This is a genomic window from Kocuria sp. GQ42, from assembly GCF_059758435.1.
In genome coordinates this window covers 58,209-79,042 of record NZ_JCAXEN010000008.1, presented here as the reverse complement: position 1 = coordinate 79,042, position 20,834 = coordinate 58,209, and the positions used below count along the sequence as shown (strand labels likewise).

Below are 20,834 nucleotides of genomic sequence, written 5' to 3'. Positions count from 1 at the left end.
CCGGGCACGCGTCACCAGCCATCGAACGAAGGAGAGTTTCATGCTGATCGAGCGCATCTACGACGAGGACCTCGCCCAGGCCAGCTACTTCATCGGGTGCCAGCGCACCGGCCAGGCGCTGGTGGTCGACGCCCGCCGCGACATCGACGTCTACCGGGACATGGCCGCGAAGAACGGCATGGAGATCACCGCGGTCACCGAGACCCACATCCACGCCGACTACCTCTCCGGCACCCGCGAGCTGGCCGCGGCCACCGGCGCGGACATCCACGTCTCCGGCGAGGGCGGGAAGGACTGGCAGTACGAGTTCGAGGCCGCCCGCCTGCACGACGGCGACGAGATCCGCATCGGCAACATCGTGGTGGCCGCGGTGCACACCCCGGGCCACACCCCCGAGCACCTGTCCCTCCTGGTCACCGACGGCGCCTTCGCCGACGCCCCGGGCTACCTGCTCACCGGCGACTTCGTGTTCTCCGGCGACCTGGGCCGTCCGGACCTGCTGGACGAGGCCGCCGGCGGCGTGGACACCCGCTTCCTCGGCGCGAAGCAGATGTTCGCCAGCCTCAAGGAGAAGTTCCTGACCCTCCCCGACCACGTCCAGGTCTTCCCCGGCCACGGCGCGGGCTCGGCCTGCGGCAAGGCCCTAGGCGCGATCCCCTCCACCACGGTGGGCTACGAGCGCCTCTACGCCTGGTGGGGCCCCTACCTGGCGGCCGACGACGAGGCCGGCTTCGTCGCCGAGCTGCTCGACGGCCAGCCGGACGCACCGTTCTACTTCGGCCGGATGAAGAACCAGAACCGCAGGGGCCCGGCCGTCATGGGCGAGCGGACCCCGCTGCCCGAGCTCGACCCGCAGCAGGTCGCGCAGCAGCTGGCGGCCGGCGAGGTGACCTTCGTGGACACCCGCTCCGCGGACGAAGTGCACACCGGGACCGTGGCCGGGGCGCTGAACATCCCGGCGGGGAAGTCCATCGCGACCTTCGGCGCCTGGGCCGTGAACCCCGAGGCCGACGACCGGCCGCTGGTGCTGCTGGCGCCCGACCAGGAGGCCGCCCAGGAGTTCTGGGACCACCTGGTGCGCGTGGGCATCGACGCCGTGGCCGGATACGTCACCGGGATCGAGGGTCTGCCGCAGGCCACCCCGCGGCTGGTCTCCCCCGAGGAGGTCGAGGCCTTCGACAAGGCCCTGCTGCTGGACGTGCGCGCCGTGAGCGAGCACACCGCCGGCCACGTCCCCGGCTCCACCCAGCTGCACGGCGGCCGGGTCCTGTGGAACCTGGACCGGCTCCCGGAGCAGGGCACGATCGTGACCTACTGCCAGAGCGGGCTGCGCAGCTCGGTCGTGGCCTCGACCCTGCGCCACGCCGGCTACGACGTGGTGGAGCTCGAGGGCTCCTACGCCGCCTGGTCCGCCGGGCAGGAGGCCCTGGAGGCCACCCCCGCCGGCTGAGCCGCGCTCCGCTCGGACGGCAGCCCCGCCCCTGACGCCGCGTCCCCCCGGTGCCACCGCACCGGGGGGACGCGGCGTCCTGCGTGCCCGGTTCCCGTCCTGTGCGCGCAGGACGGGAACCGGGGGGACCCAGGACGCGCAGGACGCCGCCGGAGCCCAGCGGCCGGGGCCCGCACGCGACCGCCCCGTTCACTATTGTCAACACGGACTACCGGCAAGTAGTTTGACGGCACAGCAGTCCGTCGGACGCGCTCCGGATCTCCGCGAGCTCCGCGGTGCACGCCGCACGACCAGCAGCACGACATTTCCTGTCGCCCCCGCCACCGCGCGGACCGGCGACGCGGGGGGAGGTCCTGCCGCGCGCTGCCGGCCGCGGGGCGACCCCGGGGCGACGACCGAGCACAGGAGACACAGGACATGACTGCTGGAAAGACATGGGCGGCCACGGGCGCCACCGCCGCGATGCTGGCCGGAGGCCTCCTCCTCGGGGCCCCGGCGGCCGTCGCGGCCCCGGGGGACCCCGCCTGCCTGCAGGCCACGGCACAGCTGGACGCGGCGCTGGCCGGGGCGGGGCTCACCCCCGAGTCGCTCGGGGCGCTCGACCTCTCGGCCGAGGCCGTGGCCGCCGCCGAGGCCCAGTACGCCGCGCTCCTCGAGGGCGCCGGCGGACCCAGCCTGGAGGAGCTGGAGGCGACCGCTGCCGCGCTGATGACGGCCCAGGAGTCCGGCGACGCGGAGGCCGTCGCCCTGGCCGAGGCCCGCCTGGTGGAGCTCGACCAGCAGCTCTCCATTGCGCTCGGCACGCTCGACCCCGCCGTCGCGGAGCAGGCCGTCGCCGAGGCCGCCGTGGCGTTCGAGGCGCTGCTGGCCGAGCTGGCCCTCGACGAGAGCGCGGTCGACCAGTTCCTCGTGCTCCTCGAGCAGGCCGTCCTGGCCTGCGAGGCGCCCGCGGCCCCGGCCCCCGTGGCGCCGGTGCTCCCGGCCCCGGCGGAGCCCGCCCCGGCGCCCGCCGTGGCGGCACCGGTCGAGGTGGCGCCCGTCGTGGCAGCACCTGTCGAGGCAGCACCCGCCGAGACCGCGCCGGTGGAGGTCAACCCGGGCCTCAACATGCAGACGGCCGTCGCGGAGCCGGAGCAGCGTCCCGGCTCCGGCCTGGCCGCGGGCCTGCTCGCCGCGGGGATCACCGCGAGCGCGGCGGGCGCGCTGCGCCTGCGGCGGCGCAGCCGGTCCTGAGCCGCCCGCCGTCCCGGTGGCCCCACGGGCCCCGGGACGGCGGAGGCCCCTATCCCCGGGTCACGGCGCTGCTGCCGGCCGTCGGGGCGGTCGGCGGGTCCAGGACCGCCACGAGCCGGGCGAGGTCCTGGGCCGCGGCCATGACGAGCCGGTCCTCCGCCCGGGAGGGGTCGGTGAGATCGGAGTGGAGCCGGCCCACCAGGGAGCGGACCCGCTCGGCGGCCTCCTCCGGATCCTCACCGGCGGCCCACGCCCGCACCGCGTCGGCGGCGGACTGCACCGCCTCGCCGAGCCGGGCGGTCAGGGCCGCGGGCACCAGCCAGTCGTGCGCCTGGTGGTCGTAGAGCTCGCGCACCGCGTCCGTGAAGCCGCGGAGGTGGAAGATGACGTTCTCGAGCTTCAGCAGGGAGTCGTAGCCGGGGTCCCCCGGGTCCGCGGCGGGTCGCCGCCGCCGCCGGAGCACCATCCGGGGGTTGCCGCGGGCGCTGCGCGCCGACTCGTCGACCGCCTCGCGCACCTCGCCGGTGATCCGCACCAGGGAGTGGTTGCGCCGGCGCCAGTCCCGTCCCCCGGTGGTCCCGGGCTCCGCGAGCTCCCCGGCGACGTCCTCGAGGTAGTCGACGACGACGTTCTGCAGCCGGTCCAGCTGCAGGCGGGCCGTGCGGAAGTCCAGCGGCGGGATGACCGTCACGTTGACGAGCAGGCCGATCACGACGCCCACGGACATCTGCACGAGGAAGCCGGCCGAGAAGCCCTCGGCGTCCTGGCCCCCGACGATGAGGACGAACAGGGCGCCGACCGGGACGTACTCCGCGCCCGCCCCGAGCCGGCGGATGCCCGCCAGGAGGACGCCCAGGCCGACCGCCACCGAGACCGTCACGAGGTTGGGGTCACCGACCAGCAGGACTCCTGCGGCCAGCATGATGCCCAGGGCGATGCCGGCGACCGTCTGCAGCCCCGCGCGCACCGAGCCCAGCACGGTCGGGTACATCGCGGAGATCGCGCCCAGCGGGGCGTAGTACGGGTAGTCGTCGATCACCCCGGGCATCCGCTGGGCCACGACCCAGGACAGGGCCACGGCGAGCGAGGTCTTGAGGGCCAGGAGGATCCGGGCGCCGCGTATCGTCTGCACCCGGACATCCTACGGACCGGCCGGTAGGATCGAGCCCGCCGACCGCTCCCCCCGGGGAGCCCGCCCCGAGGAGCACCCCATGAGCCGACCGCCGCACCGGCGCCTGATGCTGGTCCTCGCCGTGGGAGCCGGCGGGGCGCTGGGCACCGGCGCCCGCTACAGCCTCACCGAGCTGGTGCCGACGGTGGCCGGCTGGCCCCTGGCCACCCTGACGGCGAACCTGCTCGGGGCGTTCCTGCTGGGGGTGCTCCTGGAGGCCCTCCTGCGGCGCGGCGCGGAGACCCCCCGCGGGATGCTGCTGCGCCTCGGCGCGGGCACCGGGGCGCTGGGCGGCTTCACGACGTTCTCCTCGCTCGCCCTGGAGACCGAGCGGCTGCTGACCGGCGGGGCCGCGGGACAGGCGCTGGCCTACGTGGCGGTCTCGCTGGTCTGCGGGTTCCTGGTGTGCCTCGCCGGCACCGTCCTCGCGGCCCGCGGGCGGCGCGCGTGACCGCCCTGCTGATCTGCCTCCTCGGCGGACTGGGCGCGATGGCCCGGTTCGCGGTGGACGGGACCGTGCGGCAGCGGTGGGGGACGTCCTTCCCCGCCGGCACCGTGGTCGTCAACGTGAGCGGCTCGTTCCTGGCCGGCCTCCTGTCCGGGGCCGCACTGGCCGGGGTGCTGGGCGGGCCCGCGGCGTCGGTCGCCGTGATCGGCTTCTGCGGCGGATACACCACCTTCTCCACCGCGATGGCCGACACCGTGCGGCTGGTCCGGGACGGGAGGACGCTCCGGGCGGTGCTCAACGCTGCGGGCACCGGCGCGCTGACCGTGCTCGCGGTGCTCGCGGGGCTGGCCGCGGCCGCACCGCTGCGCTGAGCGCGGCCGCCGCGACCTCCTCCGCCCCGGCGGGACCGGTGAGCCGCCGCACCGGCCGCCCGGCCGGTCTCAGGCCCCCACGCGCAGCTCGTTGCCGGGAATCGAGGCCAGCAGCTGCCGGGTGTACGGGTGCTGCGGGTCGGTGAAGATCTCCTCGCTCGCGCCGGCCTCCACCAGCCGGCCGTCCTTCATCACGCACACCTCGTCCGAGATCAGCCGGACCACCGCGAGGTCGTGCGAGATGAACAGGTAGGACAGCCCGAACTCGTCCTGGAGCCGCCCCAGCAGGTCCAGGATCTGCTTCTGCACGAGCACGTCGAGCGCGGACACCGGCTCGTCGCACACGATCAGCTCCGGCTGCAGGGCGAGCGCCCGGGCGATCGCCACGCGCTGGCGCTGGCCGCCGGAGAGCTCGTTGGGGTAGCGGTTGACCGTCGAGGGCGGCAGGGCGACCTCCTCGAGCAGCCACTTCACCCGGTCCTGGCGCTCCGCCCGGGTGCCGCGGCCGTAGGCGGACAGCGGCTCCTCGACGATCCGCCCGATCGTGAACATCGGGTTGAGGGACGAGTACGGGTCCTGGAAGATCGGCTGGACCCGCTGCCGGAACGCGGCCAGCTGCCTGCCCCGGAGTCCCGTCACGTCCTGGCCGTCGAAGCGGATCGACCCGGAGGTGGGCTCGTAGAGCTTCAGCAGCATCCGCGCCGTCGTCGTCTTCCCCGACCCGGACTCGCCCACGATCGCCACGGTCCTGCCGCGGGGCACCGTGAGGGAGACGTCCTGGACCGCGGTGAAGTCCGCCTGGCCCAGCCGCCCCTTGAAGACCTTGGTGAGGTTCTCGATCACCACCAGCGGCTCCCGGCCGGCGGCCCCGGCCGCCTCCTGGGTGGCGGGGGCCGGGACGCCTCCCGCCGTCGAGCCCGAGGTCGACGGACCGGCCGCCGCCGGAGCCGCCGCCGTCGCACCCGCTCCCGTCCGGCCCGGCGACGGGGCGGCCTGCCGGCCCACCCGGGCCGCGGCCACCGAGGGTGCCGCCTGCACGAGGCGGCGGGTGTACTCGTCCTGCGGGTCCTCGAGCACCCGGGCGGACGGGCCGGCCTCGACGATCCGCCCGCGGTGCATCACCACGATGTCCTGGGCGCGCTCGGCGGCCAGGCCCAGGTCGTGGGTGATGAGCAGCACGGAGGTGCCGATCTCCTCGGTCATCCGCTCGATCTGGTCCAGGATGGTGCGCTGCACGGTGACGTCGAGGGCGGACGTCGGCTCGTCGGCGATGAGCAGCCGCGGCCGGCAGGAGAGCCCGATCGCGATGAGCGCGCGCTGGCGCATGCCCCCGGAGAACTCGTGGGGGTACTGCCGGGCGCGCCGCTCGGGCTCGGGCAGCCCCGCGGCCGCGAGCGCCATCACGACCTTCTCGTCCACGTCCCGGCGGGTGGCCAGGCCGTGCACGAGCAGGGTCTCGGCCACCTGGCGGCCGACCGTGGTCACGGGGTTGAGGTTGGACATGGGGTCCTGCGGGACGAGACCGATCTGCCGGCCGCGGATCCGCCGTATCCGCGCCTCGTCCAGGCCCACGAGCTCCTGGCCCGCGAAGCGGACGGAGCCGCCGGTGACCCGGCCGTTGCCGGGCAGCAGCCCGATCACGGACATGGCGGTGGTGGACTTGCCCGAGCCGGACTCCCCCACGATGGCGAGGGTCCGGCCCTCGCGCAGGGTCAGGGACGCCTCGTGGACGGCCTGGACCGGTCCGGTCATCGTGCTGAAGGCCACGGCGAGGTTCTCGACCTCGAGCAGCGGGGCGGCGTCCGCCCCCGGGGCGTGGTTGTCCGGTCTCATCGGTCGGTGCACCTCACGCGGTTCGTGACTTGGGGTCGAGGGACTCGCGCAGGGACTCCCCCAGCAGGGTGAAGCCCAGGGCGGTGACGGCGATGCACAGGCCGGGCAGGAACGCCAGCTGCGGGGCGATCGACAGCTCGGCCTGGGCGTAGGTGAGCATGCGGCCCCACTCCGCCGTCTGCGGCACGCCGCCGCCCAGGCCCAGGAAGGACAGGGCGGCCGCGTCGATCACCGCGGTGGCCAGCGTCAGGGTGCCCTGGACGATGACCGGCCCGGTGCTGTTGGGCAGCAGGTGGCTCATGGTGATGGTGCGGCGGGACAGGCCCAGGGTCTGGGCGGCGAGGATGTAGTCGGCGCCCCGCTGGGACAGCATCGAGGAGCGCAGCAGACGGGCGAAGATGGGCACCTGGGAGGCGCCGATCGCGATCATCACCGCCCACTGGCTCTGCCCCATGATCGCGGCGATGGACACCGCCAGCAGCAGGTTGGGCACGGAGAGCAGGATGTCCACGAAGCGCATGATCACGCTGTCCACCCAGCCGCCGAGGCCGCCGGCCAGCAGGCCGAGGACCATCCCGCCGACCAGGCCCAGGGCGGTGGAGACCACGCCGATCACCAGGGAGGCGCGGGCCCCCCAGATCAGCTTGGACAGCAGGTCCCCGCCGAAGCGGTCCAGGCCCAGCGGGTAGCCCTCGACCTCGCCGGGGCCGGGGATGGTGGTGGGGGTGATCTCGGTGCGCCCGGGCAGCTCCTCGCCGCCGAACGGGGCGAGCCACGGGGCCAGGAGGGCCACGAGCAGGAAGACGCCGACGATCACGGCCCCGGCGATGGCCGCGGGATTGCGGCGCAGCCGGCGGAAGGCGTCCTTCCACAGGCTCGTGCCGACCGCCGCGGTGGTGCCCGGGGTGGTCGTGACGGCCTCGGGGCCCTCGGTGTGCGAGGGGCCTGAGGGGGCGGGGGGAAGTGTGGCGCTCACTGGACACGCACCCGGGGGTCGATGAGGCTGTAGGAGATGTCCACCAGCAGGTTGATCAGGGAGTAGGCCAGGGCGATGAAGATGATGAAGCCCTGCAGCACGGGGTAGTCGAGGGTGAAGATCGCGTCCCGCAGGAACCGGCCGATGCCGTTGAACGCGAAGACGGTCTCGGTGAGCACGGCCCCGGAGATCAGCAGGCCGGTCTGCAGGCCGATGGTGGTGACCACGGGGAGCATGGCGTTGCGCAGGATGTAGCGGCCGCGGATCAGACCGCGCGTCAGGCCCTTGGCGCGGGCGGTGCGCACGTAGTCCGCGCTCTGGACCTCCAGCACCGAGGCGCGGGTGATGCGCACGATGATCGCCAGCGGGATCGTGCCCAGGGCCACGCCCGGCAGGACCAGGTGCAGGAGCGCGTCCCACGCCGCGTCCCACTCGCCCGTGAGGACGCCGTCGAGGACGAAGAAGTTGGTGTGGTGCGTCGCGTCGATGCGCGGGTCCTGCCGTCCGTCCGCCGGGAAGAGCGGGACCTGGATCGCGAGCAGCCACTTGAGGATGAACGCCAGGAAGAACACGGGGACGGTGACGCCCAGCAGGGACAGCACCACCGAGGAGTGGTCCAGGAGCCTGCCGCGGTGGCGGGCGGCCACGTAGCCGAGCGGGACCCCGATGCCCACGGCGAAGACCAGCGCCACGAGCGCGAGCTCCAGGGTGGCGGGGAAGCGGGTGAGGAACTCCTCGACCACGGGCCGGCCGGTCACGATGGAGGCGCCGAAGTCCCCCCGGAGCAGCTGACCCGTGTAGACGACGTACTGCTCGAGCAGGGGACGGTCGAAGCCGTAGACCTCGTTGATGCGGGCCACGGCCTCGGGGGTGGCCTTGTCCCCCAGCAGGGCGGTGGCCGGCCCGCCGGGCAGGGCGCGGACCCACGCGAAGAGCAGGACCGACAGGCCGAGGAGGGTGGGGACGAGCAGGGCGAGCCGCTTGCCGATGACGCGGAGCATTCCGGTCCTTCCGGACGGAGAGGGGCAGAGGGGAGGACCGCCGGGAGGACGGCGGGGGGGCGGTCCGGGGCGGCGCGCGCTGCGCCGCCCCGGACCCGGGCTCACTCGCTGAGCTCGATCCTGTTGAAGACCTCGTCGTTGACCGGGCTCACCGGGTAGGACTCCACCCGGGGGTCGAAGGCCAGCGACGGCGCCGGGTTGGCCAGGGGCACCGCCGGCAGCAGCTGCATGATCTGCTCGTTGATGTCCTCGTAGACCGGCGTCTGCTCCTCGACGCTGGTCAGCTCGCGGGCCTCGGCCAGCGCCCGGAACAGCTCGGGGTCCTCGAAGCCGAACTCGGGCTTCTCCCGGCCGAAGAACACGCCCACGAAGTTGTCGGTGTCGTTGTAGTCGCCGGTCCAGCCGAGCAGGTGCAGGTCGTGGTCCGGGGTGCCGTTGATGCGGTCGAGGTAGTCCGGGGACCACTTGTCCGGCTGCGGGTTCACGGTGATGCCCACCTCCTCCAGCTGCGCGGTGAGCGTGGTGAACGTCTGCTCGGGGTTCGGCATGTAGGGGCGGGAGACGCCGGTCGGGTAGCTGAAGTCCAGCTCCAGGCCGTCGGCGTAGCCGGCCTCCGCGAGCAGCTCGCGGGCCCGCTCGGGGTCGTACTCGTACTCGGTGACGTCCTCGTTGTAGCCGTTGACGGACTCCGGGATGAACTGGGAGGCCACCGTGGTGCCCTCGGGCAGCGTCTGGGAGACCAGGGCCTCCTTGTCGATGGCGTGCGCGATGGCGCGGCGGACGTCGACGTCCGCGAGCTCCTCCTGCGCCTGGTTGAAGCCGAGGTACAGGATCGTGAACGGGTCGCGGGTGACCACGTTGTAGCCGGCGTCCGTCAGGGCCTGGGTGTCGGCCGGGGCCACCAGGTCGTAGCCGTCCACGCTGCCGGACTCGAGCGCCTGGCGGCGGGCCTGGGGGTCGTCGATGATCCGGAAGATCACGTCGGTGACCTGGCCCTGCTCGCCCCAGTAGTCGTCGTGGGCGGCCAGGACCACCTGGTTGCCCACGTCCCAGGAGTCGAACCGGAACGGTCCGGTGCCCACCGGGTGGCCCTGGGCGTACTCGGAGAGCTCCGGGGACTCCTCCGTGCCGCCGGCGGTGTCCGCGCCGTACTCCTCGAGGGCCGTGGGGGACTGCATGGCGAACGCCGGCAGGGACAGGGCGGCGATGAAACCGGCGAACGGCTTGTTCAGGGTCACCTCGGCCTCCCGCTCCCCCGTGGCCTCGCAGCCGGAGTAGATGGCGTCCTCGGGGGCGTCCGCGAAGCCCTTGAACAGCGAGCCGTAGTAGTAGGCCATGTTCTCGGACTGCAGGAGGCCCTCGAAGTTGTACCAGCGCTCGAAGTTCGCGCAGACGGCCTCGGCGTCGAACGCCGTGCCGTCGTGGAAGGTGACGCCCTCCCGGAGCTGGAACGTGTAGGTCCGGCCGTCCTCGGACTGCTCCCACGACTCGGCGAGCAGGGGCTCGGGGTCCGCCGAGCCCTCCTGCACGCCCACGAGACCCTCGAAGATCTGGCGGGAGACGCGGAAGGACTCCCCGTCCTGCGCGAACGCCGGGTCGAGCGTCTTGGGGTCGGACGACGCCGCGAAGACGAACGTGCCGTCGACGTCGCCGCCGCCGGCGGCCTGGGTGGCGCCGGCTCCCCCCTCCTCGCGGTCCGAGGAGAGGCAGCCGGTGAGGACGAGGGCGGCCACGGCGGCCAGGGAGGTGACGGCGAGGGGGCGGCGGGCGCGCCCCGGACGGAATGGCGTGGACATGAACGGACTCCTCGAGGGGCGAGCGGCAGGACCGGCTCCGGGTGGCGGAGCGGGGACGCGGGTCCCCGGACGGCCGGCAGGCGTGTGACGGGTACCACACGGTACAAGTGATACCACGAGTTGCACTCAAGTCATCTCATGCCCGCGTGGCGGGCATGTTTCCGATCGCGCACACCGGTTCGTCCGCTCCCGGAGCGCCCCGGCACCCCCCACCGTTTCACCAGCAAGCTTGCTATTCTGCTGGGAGCACCCGTCCCAGCACGTCCCACCGGAAGAGAGCAGGACCCCGTGGCCGAGATCAATCCCGAGCAGGCACGCAACGACCCGAAGAAGGCCGGTGACGCCCTGAACGAGGAGTCCGGCCTGAGCATCGAGGGCGACACCCCTCCCGACGCCGGCTCGGGCGTGGGCCCCACCAACCACGAGCTCGACGTCGACCGGCCCGGCGACTCCTCGAAGGGGAAGCTCGCGCTGGCCGTCATCATCGGCCTCGTGGCGCTGTTCGTGGTGCTGTGGTTCGTCGGCGCCGTCGTGGGGATGTTCTGAGGCAGCTGCCCTGAGGCACCGGGCCGCCGCCCCACGCCCCGGCCCGCAGCCGGCCGGAGCAGGCAGGGGTTGTGCTCACGGCCGGCCGGCGTCCCCGTCGGCGCCGTCGTCGTCCTGGCCGGCGTCCTCGTCGTCCTCCTCCGTCCAGTCCTCCGAGGACGGGCCCATCATGGCGAAGCGCTCGCCGTCCGGGCCGGCGGCGAACACCAGCTCCCCGTAGCCGAACTCCTCCGGCTCCTGGATCAGCGCGCCCCCCGCGGCGACGACCCGCTCGGCGGCGGTGTCGGCGTCGTCGACCTCGAAGCAGACCCACCACAGCGGCGGCGCTTCCTGCAGGTGGTCGACGTCCTCGGCGGCCACGCCGATGCCGCCGGCCGAACGGTCCATGCCCGGGACCGTGAACACGGCGTACGCCTCGTGCCGCGTCCCGATGTCCTGGTACGTGTAGCCGAAGACCTCGGCGTAGAACCGCTCGGCGGCCGCCTGGTCGGTGGTCAGGAGATCGCACCAGGCCACGGTCCCGTGCTTGCCGACGATGCTGAACCCGGTGTGCTCCTGCGGCTGCCACACCCCGAAGGCCGCCCCCGTGGGGTCGATCCACACGCCCATGGTGCCGAAGCTGCCCACAGCCATCGGCTCGAACAGCTGCCGGGCACCGGCCGCCACCGCGGCCCTGCCCGTGGCCACGATGTCGTCGGACGCGAGGTAGACCGCCCACGCGTGCGGGTCGTCCTCCATCTCGGGCAGCGCGGGGGACATCCCCGCCACCGGCTGGCCGTCCACCAGGGCGTTGCAGTAGCCGCCGTACTCCGGGTCCGAGGGCGTGAACCGCCACCCGAGCACGCTCGCGTAGAAGTCCATGGAACGGTCCAGGTCCGAGACCATGATGTCCGCCCAGCACGGAGCTCCCGTGGGCCATCGGTCGATGCGCTCGGTCATCCCTGAGTCCTCTCGTCGCGCGCCGGATCGGGTTCAGCCCGGGTGCCTGCGACGCGGGCCGCACCCGCGCGGTCCTTCGTCCCCCCATGCTCGTCCCCCGCGTCCCGATTGGGAACACCTCCCGCCGAGAAGCGGGGGCGGCCCGCCCGGCCCGGGGCTCCGGACCCCGGGGCCGGGCATTAACATTCCTCGTTTCCTGACGGCGCCCCCGATCCGTTCCTAGACTCGGAGCCAGGACAGGGGTCACGGCCGCGGCCGGAGCCCTCCCGCCGGGGGATCGACGAGGACAGCATGCGTGCGTGGTGGATCGATGAGCCCGGTCCCGCGGCCGGCGGGCCGATGCGCTTCGGGCAGTGCCCCGACCCCGTGCCGGGGCCCGGGGAGCTGCTCCTCCGGGTGCGGGCCTGCGGGGTGTGCCGCACGGACCTGCACCTCGTGGAGGGCGACCTCCCCCTGCACCGGGCGGGGGTGATCCCGGGCCACGAGATCGTCGGCGAGGTGGTGGGTGCGGGCCCCGGCTGCGCCCGGTTCCGGAAGGGCGAGCGCGTGGGCGTCGCCTGGTTGCGGCACACCTGCGGCCGCTGCCGGTTCTGCCGCCGCGGCCGGGAGAACCTCTGCACCGCCCCGCGCTTCACCGGGTGGGACCAGGACGGCGGCTACGCGGAGCTCACCCTGGCCCCGGAGTCCTTCGCCTACCGCCTGCCCGAGGAGTTCGACGACGAGCACGCGGCCCCCCTGCTGTGCGCCGGGATCATCGGCTACCGGGCGCTGCGCCGGGCCCGGCTGCCGCCCGGCGGCCGGCTGGGCATCTACGGCTTCGGGGCGTCCGCCCACCTCGCCGCCCAGGTGGCCCTGCACCAGGGCGCGGAGGTCCACGTCATGACCCGCTCGGAGGCGGCGCGCGAGCTGGCCCGCGACCTGGGCGCCGCCTTCGTGGGGGAGGCCGACGAGCCTCCCCCGGTGCCGCTGGACGCGGCGATCCTCTTCGCCCCCGTGGGCACCCTCGTCCCCCCGGCGCTGCGCGCCCTGGACCGGGGCGGCACCCTGGCCGTCGCCGGGATCCACCTCAGCGACGTCCCTGCCCTCGACTACGCCGCGGAGCTCTTCCAGGAGCGGCAGCTGCGCAGCGTGACCGCCAACACCCGGCAGGACGGCGAGGAGTTCCTGCGGCTGGCCGCCCGGCTGGGGCTGCGCCCCACCACCGTCCCCTACCCCCTGCGCGCCGCGGACCGGGCCCTCGCCGACCTGGCCGCGGACCGGATCACGGGGGCCGCCGTCCTGCGCGGGTGAGCCCCGGCCCCCACGCCCCGGTCCCGGCCCGGACGGAACCGCACGGCACCGCAGGGACCGCACTCGGGGCAGCGGACCCGGGCAAGCGCATCGAAGAGACCACCCGCCGACATCCCGCCGACGCCCCGCACCGGGCTCCGGCCACCGCCCGACTCCTCAGGAGCTCCCGTGAACGAGCACCCCGCCTCCCGCCCGCCCCGTCCGGCCGACCGGCAGGACGCCCCGCGCCGCACCAGACCCGGGCAGTGGGTGCTGCTGGTCCTGGGCACCCTGCTGACCGCCCTGGGCCTGGCGGCGCTCGTGAGCGGTCTGGTCCTCGCCGGCGCGGCCGCGGCCCAGCAGGACGGGCGCTTCCTCACCGCGCCCCCGGACCGGCACCAGACCATCACCTACGCCCTGGTGGGCCCGCCCGCCGTGCTCGACGTCGGCGACGCCCAGCTCTCCCCCGTGCCCTTCCTCGACCAGCTCGGCAGGGTGCAGGTGCGCGTGACGGCGGCCGACCCGCAGCAGGACATCTTCGTGGGCGTGGCCGAGACCGCCGACGTCGACCGGTACCTCGACGGCGTCGCCCACGCCGAGCTCGGCCGTGCCACGGAGTCCGGGGACGACACCCGGGCCCGCGTGCCCGGCGAGCGGGTGCCCGACCGGCCCGGGAACCAGACCTTCTGGGCCGACTCGGACCAGGGCCCCGGCACCCGGGAGCTGACCCTGGACCTGCGCTCGGGCAGCTGGACGCTCGTGGTGATGAACCCCGACGCCACCCGGCCGGTCTGGGCGGACCTGCAGCTCGGAGCGCGCTCCGACCTCCTGGGCCCCCTGGCCGGCGGCCAGCTGGTCGGCGGGCTGGCCGGGCTGGTCGTGGGCCTCCCGCTGCTGCTGGTCGGCGCCGCCGGACTCGGCCGGGACATCGACCCGCGCACCCCGCCGCGCGGCACGGGCCCGGGCGCGGCCCTCGCCGAGGACCCGGGACGGGACCGGACCCCGCCGCCGGTCTCGCCCGTGCGCCTGACGGGCTTCCTCGACGCGGGGCTGTCCCGGTGGCTGTGGCTGGTCAAGTGGCTGCTGGTGATCCCGCACCTGATCGTGCTGGCCGTGCTGTGGTTCGCCCTGGTGGTCACCACGGTCGCCGCCGGGTTCGCCATCCTGTTCACGGGCCGGTACCCGCCCTCGTGGTTCTCCTTCAGCGTGGGGGTCCTGCGGTGGAGCTGGCGGGTGGCGTTCTACTCCTACTCGGCCCTGGGCACCGACCGGTACCCGCCCTTCACCCTGGCCCGTGCGGACCATCCGGCGCAGCTGGAGGTCGCCTACCCGGAGCGGCTCTCCCGCGGTCTCGTGCTCGTGAAGTGGTGGCTCCTGGCGATCCCGCACCTGCTGATCGTGGGGGTGCTCACGGGCGGCGGCACGTGGAGCACCACCCGCAGCGGCGACGACGGAACGACGACCACCAGCTGGGGACCGTCCCTGCTCGGGCTGCTGGTGCTGGTGGCCGCCGTGGTCCTGCTCTTCACGGGCCGGTACCGTCCCGGGCTGTTCGCGCTGGTCGTGGGCATCAACCGCTGGGTCAACCGGGTCCTCGCCTACGTGCTGCTCCTGCGGGACGAGTACCCGCCGTTCCGGCTCGACCAGGGGCCGGTCGAGCCCCCGTCCCCCGCGGCGGCGCCGGTGCCCTGGTCCTCCCCGGCACACGACCGGCCGCACGACCGACCGCACGACCGACCGCAGGACCGGCCCGGAGACCGGCCGAACGACTGGCCCGGGGACGGACCGGTCGACCAGGGACCGGCCCGCTGACCGGACGGCCTCCCGGGCCGGTCGTGCCGTTCGGGGAGTCCCGTGCCGGGAGGGCCGCTCAGCGGAACCGGACGTCCTCGATCCGCGCCCGGAAGAACTCGCCCTCGGCCTGCCGGTCGGTGCCCCAGGCCCAGCCGACGCGCAGGACGGTGGCCATGCGCACGCCGGCGAAATCGGCCTCCTCCGAGAACGCGACCCCGAAGGGGTGGCGGCCGTACCCGGTGCCGTCGGGGTCGCCCCACCGCTGCATGCTCAGCTCCCGGAGCCGGCCGTCCGGGGCGACCCGGAGCAGGGCGTCCTCGCGCTCCCCGTCGAGGACCCAGGTCATGACGGCGGTGTCCGGGGCGGTCCCCGCGGACCAGGTGGCGCCCGGGCAGGCCGGCGGGACGAGGACCCCCTCGCCGGCGAGCCGCCCGGCGGCGCTGCGCGTGATGTCCGGGCCCGCGGCGGACAGCACGGGCACGAGGCCCAGCAGCCGCCACCGCAGCTCGCCCCCGCCGGGCCCGTACCGGTCGTAGCCCGCGACCGGCAGGCCGAGGACCCGGGTGCGGGCGGCCCAGACGAAGCCGATCCCGGGGGTGATGAGCTGCCGGGCGGAGAAGGCGCGCCACGCGCCGCCGAGCCGGATCTCGCCGCGCATCGACAGCTCCGCCGAGACCCACGCCGGGGTGCCGGGCGGCACGGCGTGCTCCAGCCAGCGGCGCGCGGGCTCGGGCAGGCCGGCGAACGCCGCGGTGTCCACCGGGGGCGGCACCGGGTGGCCCGGGCGCTCCAGGTCCGCCCAGTGCCGGCGGGCACCGCGCGGCAGCCGCCCGGTCACGGCCGGACCCCGAGCGGCACGGCGGCGGCCGCTCGGGCGCCCGGCCCCCGCACGGGGACGGGGACGGGGACGGGAGCAGACGGCGACAAGGTCCGGGACCGGGTCATGCCTCCCAGGCTAGACCGCCGCCCCGGTGCCGGTCCTGCGGCGGGCGCCGGAGCCCGCCGACGCCCGGAATCCTCGGTCACACTCGGACACGGGACCCGGCGGTGGAGCAGGATGGCCCCATGCGCGTGCACCGGCTCCCGGCACCGTCGTCGTTCCGCGTGGCCGCCCCGGGGGGCCCCCGGGCGGTGCTCGTGCTGGTCCTCGCGGCGCTGCTGCTGCTCGCGCACCCGGCGGCGGCGCCTCCCGCCGCCGCGCAGGAGCGCGCGGGGCAGGCCGTGCGGGAGCTGAGCACCGAGGACGTCGACACGTGGCTCGACGGCCTGGTCCCCGCCCTCCTGGACGCCGAACAGCTCCCGGGGGCGACGGTGGCGGTCGTCTCCGGCGGCGAGGTCGTCACGCTGCGCGGCTTCGGCGCGGCGGACCGTCCCCGGTCCGTGCCGGGCGCCACCCCCGTGGACCCCGGGCACCACCTGTTCCGGATCGGCTCGGTGTCCAAGCTCTTCACGGCCACCGCCGTGCTGCAGCAGGTGGAGCGCGGCGCCCTGGACCTGGACGGCGACGTCCGCGAGCACCTCGACTTCCCGCTCGAGCTCCCCCTCGGGACGGTGACGCTGCGGCACCTGCTGAGCCACACCGCCGGCTTCGAGGAGCGCGTGGACCACCTCATCACCGCGGACGCCGGGAAGGTCCGCGACCTGCGCACCGAGCTGGCCGAGGACCCGCCGCAGCAGCTCTTCGCGCCGGGCACCACCCCCGCGTACTCGAACTACGGCCTGGCCCTGGCCGGCTACGTCGTCCAGCAGGTCACCGGCGTCCCGTTCGAGGAGTACGTGCGCCGCGAGGTCCTCGACCCGCTGGGCATGACCTCCAGCACCGCCGAGCAGCCGCTCCCGCCGGAGCTGTCCGAGCGGATGGCCGGCGGTTTCCCGGCGCCGGGGGCCGAGCCCGGGCCGTTCGAGCACATCTCCGTCCCGCCCGCCGGATCCGTGAGCAGCACCGCGCAGGACATGGCCGCGTTCCTGAACCTGCACCTGGGCCACGGCCCCGACGGCGTCCTGGGCCCCGAGGCGCTGGCGGCCATGCACGCCCCGGCGCTGCCGCCCGCGTCCCTCGGCGGGCTCGGCGCCGCGGAGCAGATGACCCTGGGCTTCCGGGGCCACGAGGTGCGCGGGGAGCGGGTGCTCTCCCACGGCGGCGACACCGGCCTGTTCCACAGCGAGCTGGCCCTGTTCCCCGGCGCGGACGCGGGCCTGTTCGTCTCCCTCAACGGCAACGGGGTGCGCGCGCTCAGCACCGCGGTGCTGCGGCAGCAGCTGGTCGAGCAGTTCGCCCGCCGGTACGTCGCCCCGCCCGAGCGGGCGGCGCCGGCGCTCCCGCCCGGTGCCGCGGAGCGGGCCGCCGCCGTGGCCGGCCACTACCGCGGTGAACGCCGGGCGGCGTCGAGCGCCGCGGCGCTGGTGGGGGCGCTCGCGATCACCACGGTGACCGCCGGTCCGGACGGGACGATCCGCGTCGCGTCCCTCGGGGCTCCCCCCACCACGATGCGCGAGGCCGAGCCGTGGCTGTGGCGGGAGCCCGGGGGCACGGCCACCCTCGCGGCGCGGGCCGACGGGGACGGGGTCCGGGACGTCGCGCTGGTCGCCTACCGCACCGAGGGCAGGGTGAGCGCCTGGCACGGGCTCTTCGTGCCCCACCTGCTGCTGCTGGCGGCGCTGCTGGTCCTCGTCGTGACGCTGGTCGCCTGGCCGGTGAACCGCCTGCGGCGGCGCCGGCGGTGGGGCCCGGCGGACACCGGCGTCCGCCCCCGGCGCGTGCGGCGGCTGGCCTACGCCGCCCCGGCGGCCGTGCTGGCGGGACTCGTGCTGTTCGCCGCGAGCGTCCAGCCGGACCTGTCCCTGGTGCGGCCCCTCACCCGCCTCGGGCAGGCGGTCCTGCTGCTGGGGGTCCTCGGCGTGGTGCCCGCCGCGTGGCACCTGGCCGGCACGCTGCGGCGCCGCGCCGGGGTGGTCGCCGTGGCCGGGGCGGCGCTGCTGACCCTGTCCCTGGCCTGGGTCGCCGGCTGGGCGGTGGCGTTCCGCGTCCTGTGGCCCGACCTCAGCGTCTGACCGGCGCCGGGCCCGCGTGCCGGTCAGGCGTTGACTGCCGGCGGCGCCCGCACCAGCATGAGTGCCACGGGCCGCCCGCGGAGCGGCCGCCGGGACCCCGAGTCCCCGAGCACCGGGAGGACGACCATGACGCGCATCGGCACCAGGAGGAGCACCCGGTGGAAGGACCTCACGCCGGGGCAGCGGACCGCGCTGCTGACGCTGGCGTCCGTGCAGGTCTCGCTGGCGGCCACCGCCTGGGCGGACCTCGCCCTGCGGCCCGCGGCGGAGGTCAACGGCGGCAAGGGGAAGTGGGCCGCGATCATCGCCGTCAACTTCGTGGGCCCGGTCCTGTACTTCCGGCGCGGCATCCGCCGCTGAGCGGCCCCGGGACGGGGACCCGGGCCCCAGGTCACGGATCCGGGATAACGATTCAGCACGGCGCGGAGAACACTTAGCGATCGCATACGCACGGATCTAGACTGGTCCCACCAGCAGTTCCGTCCGCTCGGCAGAGGGCGGTCACCGGTGGACCCACGGTCCCGGGACCCCGGCCGAGCGCACGGCCGATCGCCGGGCGGTGGGGGCCGACCGGCGTCCCACCCGCCGTCCGGCGATCCGGACCGAGTTCTCCGCTCCTCGGAACCTGGAGGTTCCACCATGAAACGCTCACCGACGGCCCGGCTGCTCACCGGGCTCTCCGCGGCGGCGCTGGCCACCACCGGCATCGCTCTCGCCGGACCGGCCCACGCCGTGTCCACCCAGGGGTTCCTCTCCTACGTCGACGGCTGGCGGGTCGGCCAGCACGTGCGCGAGCTCGCCGACGTCAACGGGGACGGCCGCGCCGACGTCGTGGCCTTCGGCGACCCCGGCGTCTTCGTCGCCCAGGGCCAGGCCAACGGCACGTTCGCCGCGCCGGTGCTGAAGGTCCGCGACTTCGGCACCGCGCAGGGCTGGCGCACCGACCGGCACCCGCGCACGGTCGCCGACGTCGACGGCGACGGCCGGGACGACCTCGTCGGCTTCGGCGACGCCGGCGTGATCGTCTCCTACGCGCAGCCCGACGGCAGCTTCACCGCGCCGCAGCTCGAGGTCCGCGACTTCGGCTGGAACCAGGGCTGGCGGGTCGACCAGCACGTCCGCGAACTGGCCGACCTCTCCGGGAACGGGACGGCGGACATCGTCGGCTTCGGGTACTCCGGCGTGACCATCTCCCACGGCCGGGCGGACCGCACCTTCGACGGCACCGGCAAGCGGATCGACAGCTACGGCTGGGACCGCGGGTGGCGGATCGACAAGAACCCCCGGATGCTCGCCGACATGGACGGCAACGGGACGGCCGACATCGTGGGCTTCGGCGACGCCGGCACGTACGTCTCCTACTTCTCGGCGCTCGGGGACACGTTCACCCAGCCCGCCCTGGAGATCCGCGACTTCGGCTACGCCCAGGGCTGGCGCGTCGACCAGCACCCCCGGGTCGTCGGCAACGTCAGCGGTCACCTTCCCCCGGACGTGGTCGGCTTCGGCCACCGCGGGGTCCTCGCCGCCTACTCCCGGCCCTCCGCCCCCGGCGAGCCCAGGTACCAGCCGGTCTCGCTCGAGCTCGCCGACTTCGGCGCCGCGCAGGGCTGGCGCACCGACCGGCACCCCCGGGACCTCGCGGACATCAACGGCGACGGGATCCTGGACGTGGTCGGCTTCGGCAATGCGGGTGTGCTCGTGGCCTACGGGGACGACGACTTCCTGACCGGGCCCGAGCTGACGTCCAGCTCCTTCGGCTGGGCGGCCGGCTGGGACCCGGCACGGTTCCCGCGCCTGCTCGGGGACGTCGACGGCGACGGCCGCGACGACGTCGTCGGCTTCGGGTACTCGGCCACCTACGTGGGCCTGTCCTGAGCGCGGGACCGGGGCGGCCGCCCGGCCGCCCCGGTCCCGCGGCTCAGGTGAGGAATCCGCGCAGGGACCGCTCCGCGGCCCGGTAGGTGGCGGCGTCGATGGTCTCGCCGTCCAGGAACCGGTCGATCACGCGCGGGTCCGTGTAGGAGCTGCGGGCGATGGCGGGGGTGTTGCCCAGGTGCTCGGCGACCTCCCGCATGGCTGCGGACACGGCCTTCTTCCGGGCGCTCTCGCTCGGGCGGGTGTCGGCGCGGGCGGCGAGCGCCATCGCGGCGGTCACCGTCCCCTGCCAGGTGCGGAAGTCCTTGGCGGTGAAGTCGGGGCCGCACCGGTCCCGCACGAAGTCGTTGAGCCGGGCGCTGGTGATGCCGGTCCACTGCCCGTCCTCGTCGCGGAACGCGAGCGCGGTCTCGTCCGAGCCGCGCTCCAGCAGGGGCGCGAGCGCGGCGGCGAGGTCGGCGTCCCGGAGGCTCAGCGTCCACCGGTGCCCGCTCTTGCCGGGGAAGTCGAGGTGCACGTCCCGGCCGTCCACCCGGACGTGCCGGACCAGCAGGGTGGTGACGCCGTAGGAGCCGTTCGACTGGGCGTACTCCTCGTTGCCGATGCGCAGGGCGGCCTCGTCCATGAGCCGGAAGGCCGCCGCACAGGCCTTCTCCTCCGTGGCGCCCTCCGTCCGCAGCAGCCGGGTGACGGCCGGGCGGGCCTGCGGGAGCGTGTCGCCGAAGTCGAGGACACGGTCGAACTTCTCGCGGTCCTTCAGCTCCCGCCACCGGGGGTGGTAGATGTACTGGCGCCGCCCGGCGCCGTCGACCCCCGTGGCCTGGATGTGCCCGTTGGGCTGGGGGCTGATCCACACGTCCCTCCAGGCCGGGGGGATCGCCAGCCCGCGGATCCGGTCGAGCTCCTCCCCGTCCTGGACCTTCGTGCCGTCGGCGTGCCGGTAGGCGAACCCCTTGCCGTACCCGCGGCGGGTGATCCCGGGACGGCTGCAGTTGCTGCGCCGCAGGCGCGGCGTGCGGGGCGTGCGGGGTTTCGCGGGGCTCTGCTGAGCGGCGGCCATGGTGTCCTCCCGGGTCGGCTC

The 20,834-nt window shown here is 74.9% G+C and carries 18 protein-coding genes; 10 read left to right on the top strand and 8 right to left on the bottom strand.

Going from position 1 to position 20,834, the window contains the following annotated elements; all coding sequences use genetic code 11:
• Positions 1–40: 40 nt before the first annotated feature.
• Positions 41–1,450: an MBL fold metallo-hydrolase gene (locus AC6CH6_RS15755; RefSeq protein WP_498255829.1), complete on the top strand. Its 1,410-nt coding sequence runs from the start codon at positions 41–43 to the stop codon at positions 1,448–1,450.
• A gap of 417 nt (positions 1,451–1,867) precedes the next feature.
• Positions 1,868–2,683 (top strand): hypothetical protein, encoded by an 816-nt coding sequence (locus tag AC6CH6_RS15750; RefSeq protein ID WP_498255828.1) that lies wholly within the window; start codon positions 1,868–1,870, stop codon positions 2,681–2,683.
• A 49-nt stretch (positions 2,684–2,732) separates the two neighbouring features.
• Here AC6CH6_RS15750 and AC6CH6_RS15745 read toward each other — a convergent pair whose 3' ends face one another.
• Positions 2,733–3,815, bottom strand: a complete 1,083-nt coding sequence (locus AC6CH6_RS15745) for an FUSC family protein (protein WP_498255827.1) — start codon at positions 3,813–3,815, stop codon at positions 2,733–2,735.
• Positions 3,816–3,894: 79 nt separating this feature from the next.
• On the opposite strand from AC6CH6_RS15745, the gene AC6CH6_RS15740 reads away from it, so the two are divergent.
• On the top strand, positions 3,895–4,305 hold the full coding sequence (locus AC6CH6_RS15740) for a fluoride efflux transporter FluC (RefSeq protein WP_498255826.1): 411 nt from the start codon (positions 3,895–3,897) through the stop codon (positions 4,303–4,305).
• Positions 4,302–4,673, top strand: a complete 372-nt coding sequence (locus AC6CH6_RS15735; protein WP_031283686.1) for a fluoride efflux transporter FluC — start codon at positions 4,302–4,304, stop codon at positions 4,671–4,673. The genes AC6CH6_RS15740 and AC6CH6_RS15735 overlap by 4 nt, the downstream gene beginning before the upstream one ends.
• 69 nt (positions 4,674–4,742) lie before the next feature.
• Here the strand turns inward: AC6CH6_RS15735 and AC6CH6_RS15730 are convergent, their stop codons facing one another.
• From AC6CH6_RS15730 to AC6CH6_RS15715, 4 genes are all read right to left on the bottom strand, one after another.
• Positions 4,743–6,506, bottom strand: a complete 1,764-nt coding sequence (locus AC6CH6_RS15730; RefSeq protein WP_498255825.1) for a dipeptide ABC transporter ATP-binding protein — start codon at positions 6,504–6,506, stop codon at positions 4,743–4,745.
• A gap of 13 nt (positions 6,507–6,519) precedes the next feature.
• Positions 6,520–7,482, bottom strand: coding sequence for an ABC transporter permease (locus AC6CH6_RS15725; protein ID WP_017834715.1), 963 nt, complete (start codon positions 7,480–7,482; stop codon positions 6,520–6,522).
• A complete protein-coding gene (locus tag AC6CH6_RS15720; protein WP_368797333.1) occupies positions 7,479–8,483 on the bottom strand; it encodes an ABC transporter permease in 1,005 nt (334 codons plus the stop codon). The genes AC6CH6_RS15725 and AC6CH6_RS15720 overlap by 4 nt, the downstream gene beginning before the upstream one ends.
• A gap of 101 nt (positions 8,484–8,584) precedes the next feature.
• Positions 8,585–10,279 (bottom strand): ABC transporter substrate-binding protein, encoded by a 1,695-nt coding sequence (locus AC6CH6_RS15715; protein ID WP_498255824.1) that lies wholly within the window; start codon positions 10,277–10,279, stop codon positions 8,585–8,587.
• 288 nt (positions 10,280–10,567) lie between these two features.
• On the opposite strand from AC6CH6_RS15715, the gene AC6CH6_RS15710 reads away from it, so the two are divergent.
• Entirely contained in the window at positions 10,568–10,825 is a 258-nt protein-coding gene (locus AC6CH6_RS15710) for a DUF6480 family protein (protein WP_133411055.1), read from the top strand.
• Between the two features lie 75 nt (positions 10,826–10,900).
• Here AC6CH6_RS15710 and AC6CH6_RS15705 read toward each other — a convergent pair whose 3' ends face one another.
• Complete coding sequence (locus AC6CH6_RS15705) at positions 10,901–11,764, bottom strand: VOC family protein (RefSeq protein WP_498255823.1); 864 nt, start codon at positions 11,762–11,764, stop codon at positions 10,901–10,903.
• Positions 11,765–12,055: 291 nt separating this feature from the next.
• On the opposite strand from AC6CH6_RS15705, the gene AC6CH6_RS15700 reads away from it, so the two are divergent.
• Positions 12,056–13,054, top strand: a complete 999-nt coding sequence (locus tag AC6CH6_RS15700; protein WP_498255822.1) for a zinc-dependent alcohol dehydrogenase family protein — start codon at positions 12,056–12,058, stop codon at positions 13,052–13,054.
• A 168-nt stretch (positions 13,055–13,222) separates the two neighbouring features.
• Entirely contained in the window at positions 13,223–14,845 is a 1,623-nt protein-coding gene (locus tag AC6CH6_RS15695; RefSeq protein ID WP_498255821.1) for a DUF4389 domain-containing protein, read from the top strand.
• Positions 14,846–14,903: 58 nt separating this feature from the next.
• Here AC6CH6_RS15695 and AC6CH6_RS15690 read toward each other — a convergent pair whose 3' ends face one another.
• Complete coding sequence (locus tag AC6CH6_RS15690) at positions 14,904–15,665, bottom strand: DUF6544 family protein (protein WP_498255820.1); 762 nt, start codon at positions 15,663–15,665, stop codon at positions 14,904–14,906.
• Positions 15,666–15,892: 227 nt separating this feature from the next.
• On the opposite strand from AC6CH6_RS15690, the gene AC6CH6_RS15685 reads away from it, so the two are divergent.
• From AC6CH6_RS15685 to AC6CH6_RS15675, 3 genes are all read left to right on the top strand, one after another.
• Positions 15,893–17,878 carry a serine hydrolase domain-containing protein gene (locus AC6CH6_RS15685; protein ID WP_498255819.1) on the top strand — a complete coding sequence of 662 codons (1,986 nt, stop codon included), beginning with the start codon at positions 15,893–15,895 and terminating at the stop codon, positions 17,876–17,878.
• Positions 17,879–18,004: 126 nt separating this feature from the next.
• Positions 18,005–18,238, top strand: a complete 234-nt coding sequence (locus tag AC6CH6_RS15680; protein WP_017834706.1) for a hypothetical protein — start codon at positions 18,005–18,007, stop codon at positions 18,236–18,238.
• Positions 18,239–18,517: 279 nt separating this feature from the next.
• The gene (locus AC6CH6_RS15675; RefSeq protein ID WP_498255818.1) at positions 18,518–19,753 is read left to right on the top strand and encodes an FG-GAP repeat domain-containing protein; all 1,236 of its coding nucleotides are present in this window, start codon (positions 18,518–18,520) and stop codon (positions 19,751–19,753) included.
• A gap of 43 nt (positions 19,754–19,796) precedes the next feature.
• Here AC6CH6_RS15675 and AC6CH6_RS15670 read toward each other — a convergent pair whose 3' ends face one another.
• Positions 19,797–20,813: a DNA topoisomerase IB gene (locus AC6CH6_RS15670; RefSeq protein ID WP_498255817.1), complete on the bottom strand. Its 1,017-nt coding sequence runs from the start codon at positions 20,811–20,813 to the stop codon at positions 19,797–19,799.
• Positions 20,814–20,834 lie beyond the last annotated feature (21 nt).

Bases quoted from the DNA above. Each gene is read 5' to 3' on its own strand.
- AC6CH6_RS15755 (WP_498255829.1), top strand. From the start codon at position 41: ATGCTGATCGAGCGCATCTACGACGAGGACCTCGCCCAGGCCAGCTAC.
- AC6CH6_RS15750 (WP_498255828.1), top strand. From the start codon at position 1,868: ATGACTGCTGGAAAGACATGGGCGGCCACGGGCGCCACCGCCGCGATG.
- AC6CH6_RS15740 (WP_498255826.1), top strand. From the start codon at position 3,895: ATGAGCCGACCGCCGCACCGGCGCCTGATGCTGGTCCTCGCCGTGGGA.
- AC6CH6_RS15730 (WP_498255825.1), bottom strand. From the start codon at position 6,506: ATGAGACCGGACAACCACGCCCCGGGGGCGGACGCCGCCCCGCTGCTC.
- AC6CH6_RS15720 (WP_368797333.1), bottom strand. From the start codon at position 8,483: ATGCTCCGCGTCATCGGCAAGCGGCTCGCCCTGCTCGTCCCCACCCTC.
- AC6CH6_RS15715 (WP_498255824.1), bottom strand. From the start codon at position 10,279: ATGTCCACGCCATTCCGTCCGGGGCGCGCCCGCCGCCCCCTCGCCGTC.
- AC6CH6_RS15705 (WP_498255823.1), bottom strand. From the start codon at position 11,764: ATGACCGAGCGCATCGACCGATGGCCCACGGGAGCTCCGTGCTGGGCG.
- AC6CH6_RS15700 (WP_498255822.1), top strand. From the start codon at position 12,056: ATGCGTGCGTGGTGGATCGATGAGCCCGGTCCCGCGGCCGGCGGGCCG.
- AC6CH6_RS15685 (WP_498255819.1), top strand. From the start codon at position 15,893: ATGCGCGTGCACCGGCTCCCGGCACCGTCGTCGTTCCGCGTGGCCGCC.
- AC6CH6_RS15680 (WP_017834706.1), top strand. From the start codon at position 18,005: ATGACGCGCATCGGCACCAGGAGGAGCACCCGGTGGAAGGACCTCACG.
- AC6CH6_RS15675 (WP_498255818.1), top strand. From the start codon at position 18,518: ATGAAACGCTCACCGACGGCCCGGCTGCTCACCGGGCTCTCCGCGGCG.
- AC6CH6_RS15670 (WP_498255817.1), bottom strand. From the start codon at position 20,813: ATGGCCGCCGCTCAGCAGAGCCCCGCGAAACCCCGCACGCCCCGCACG.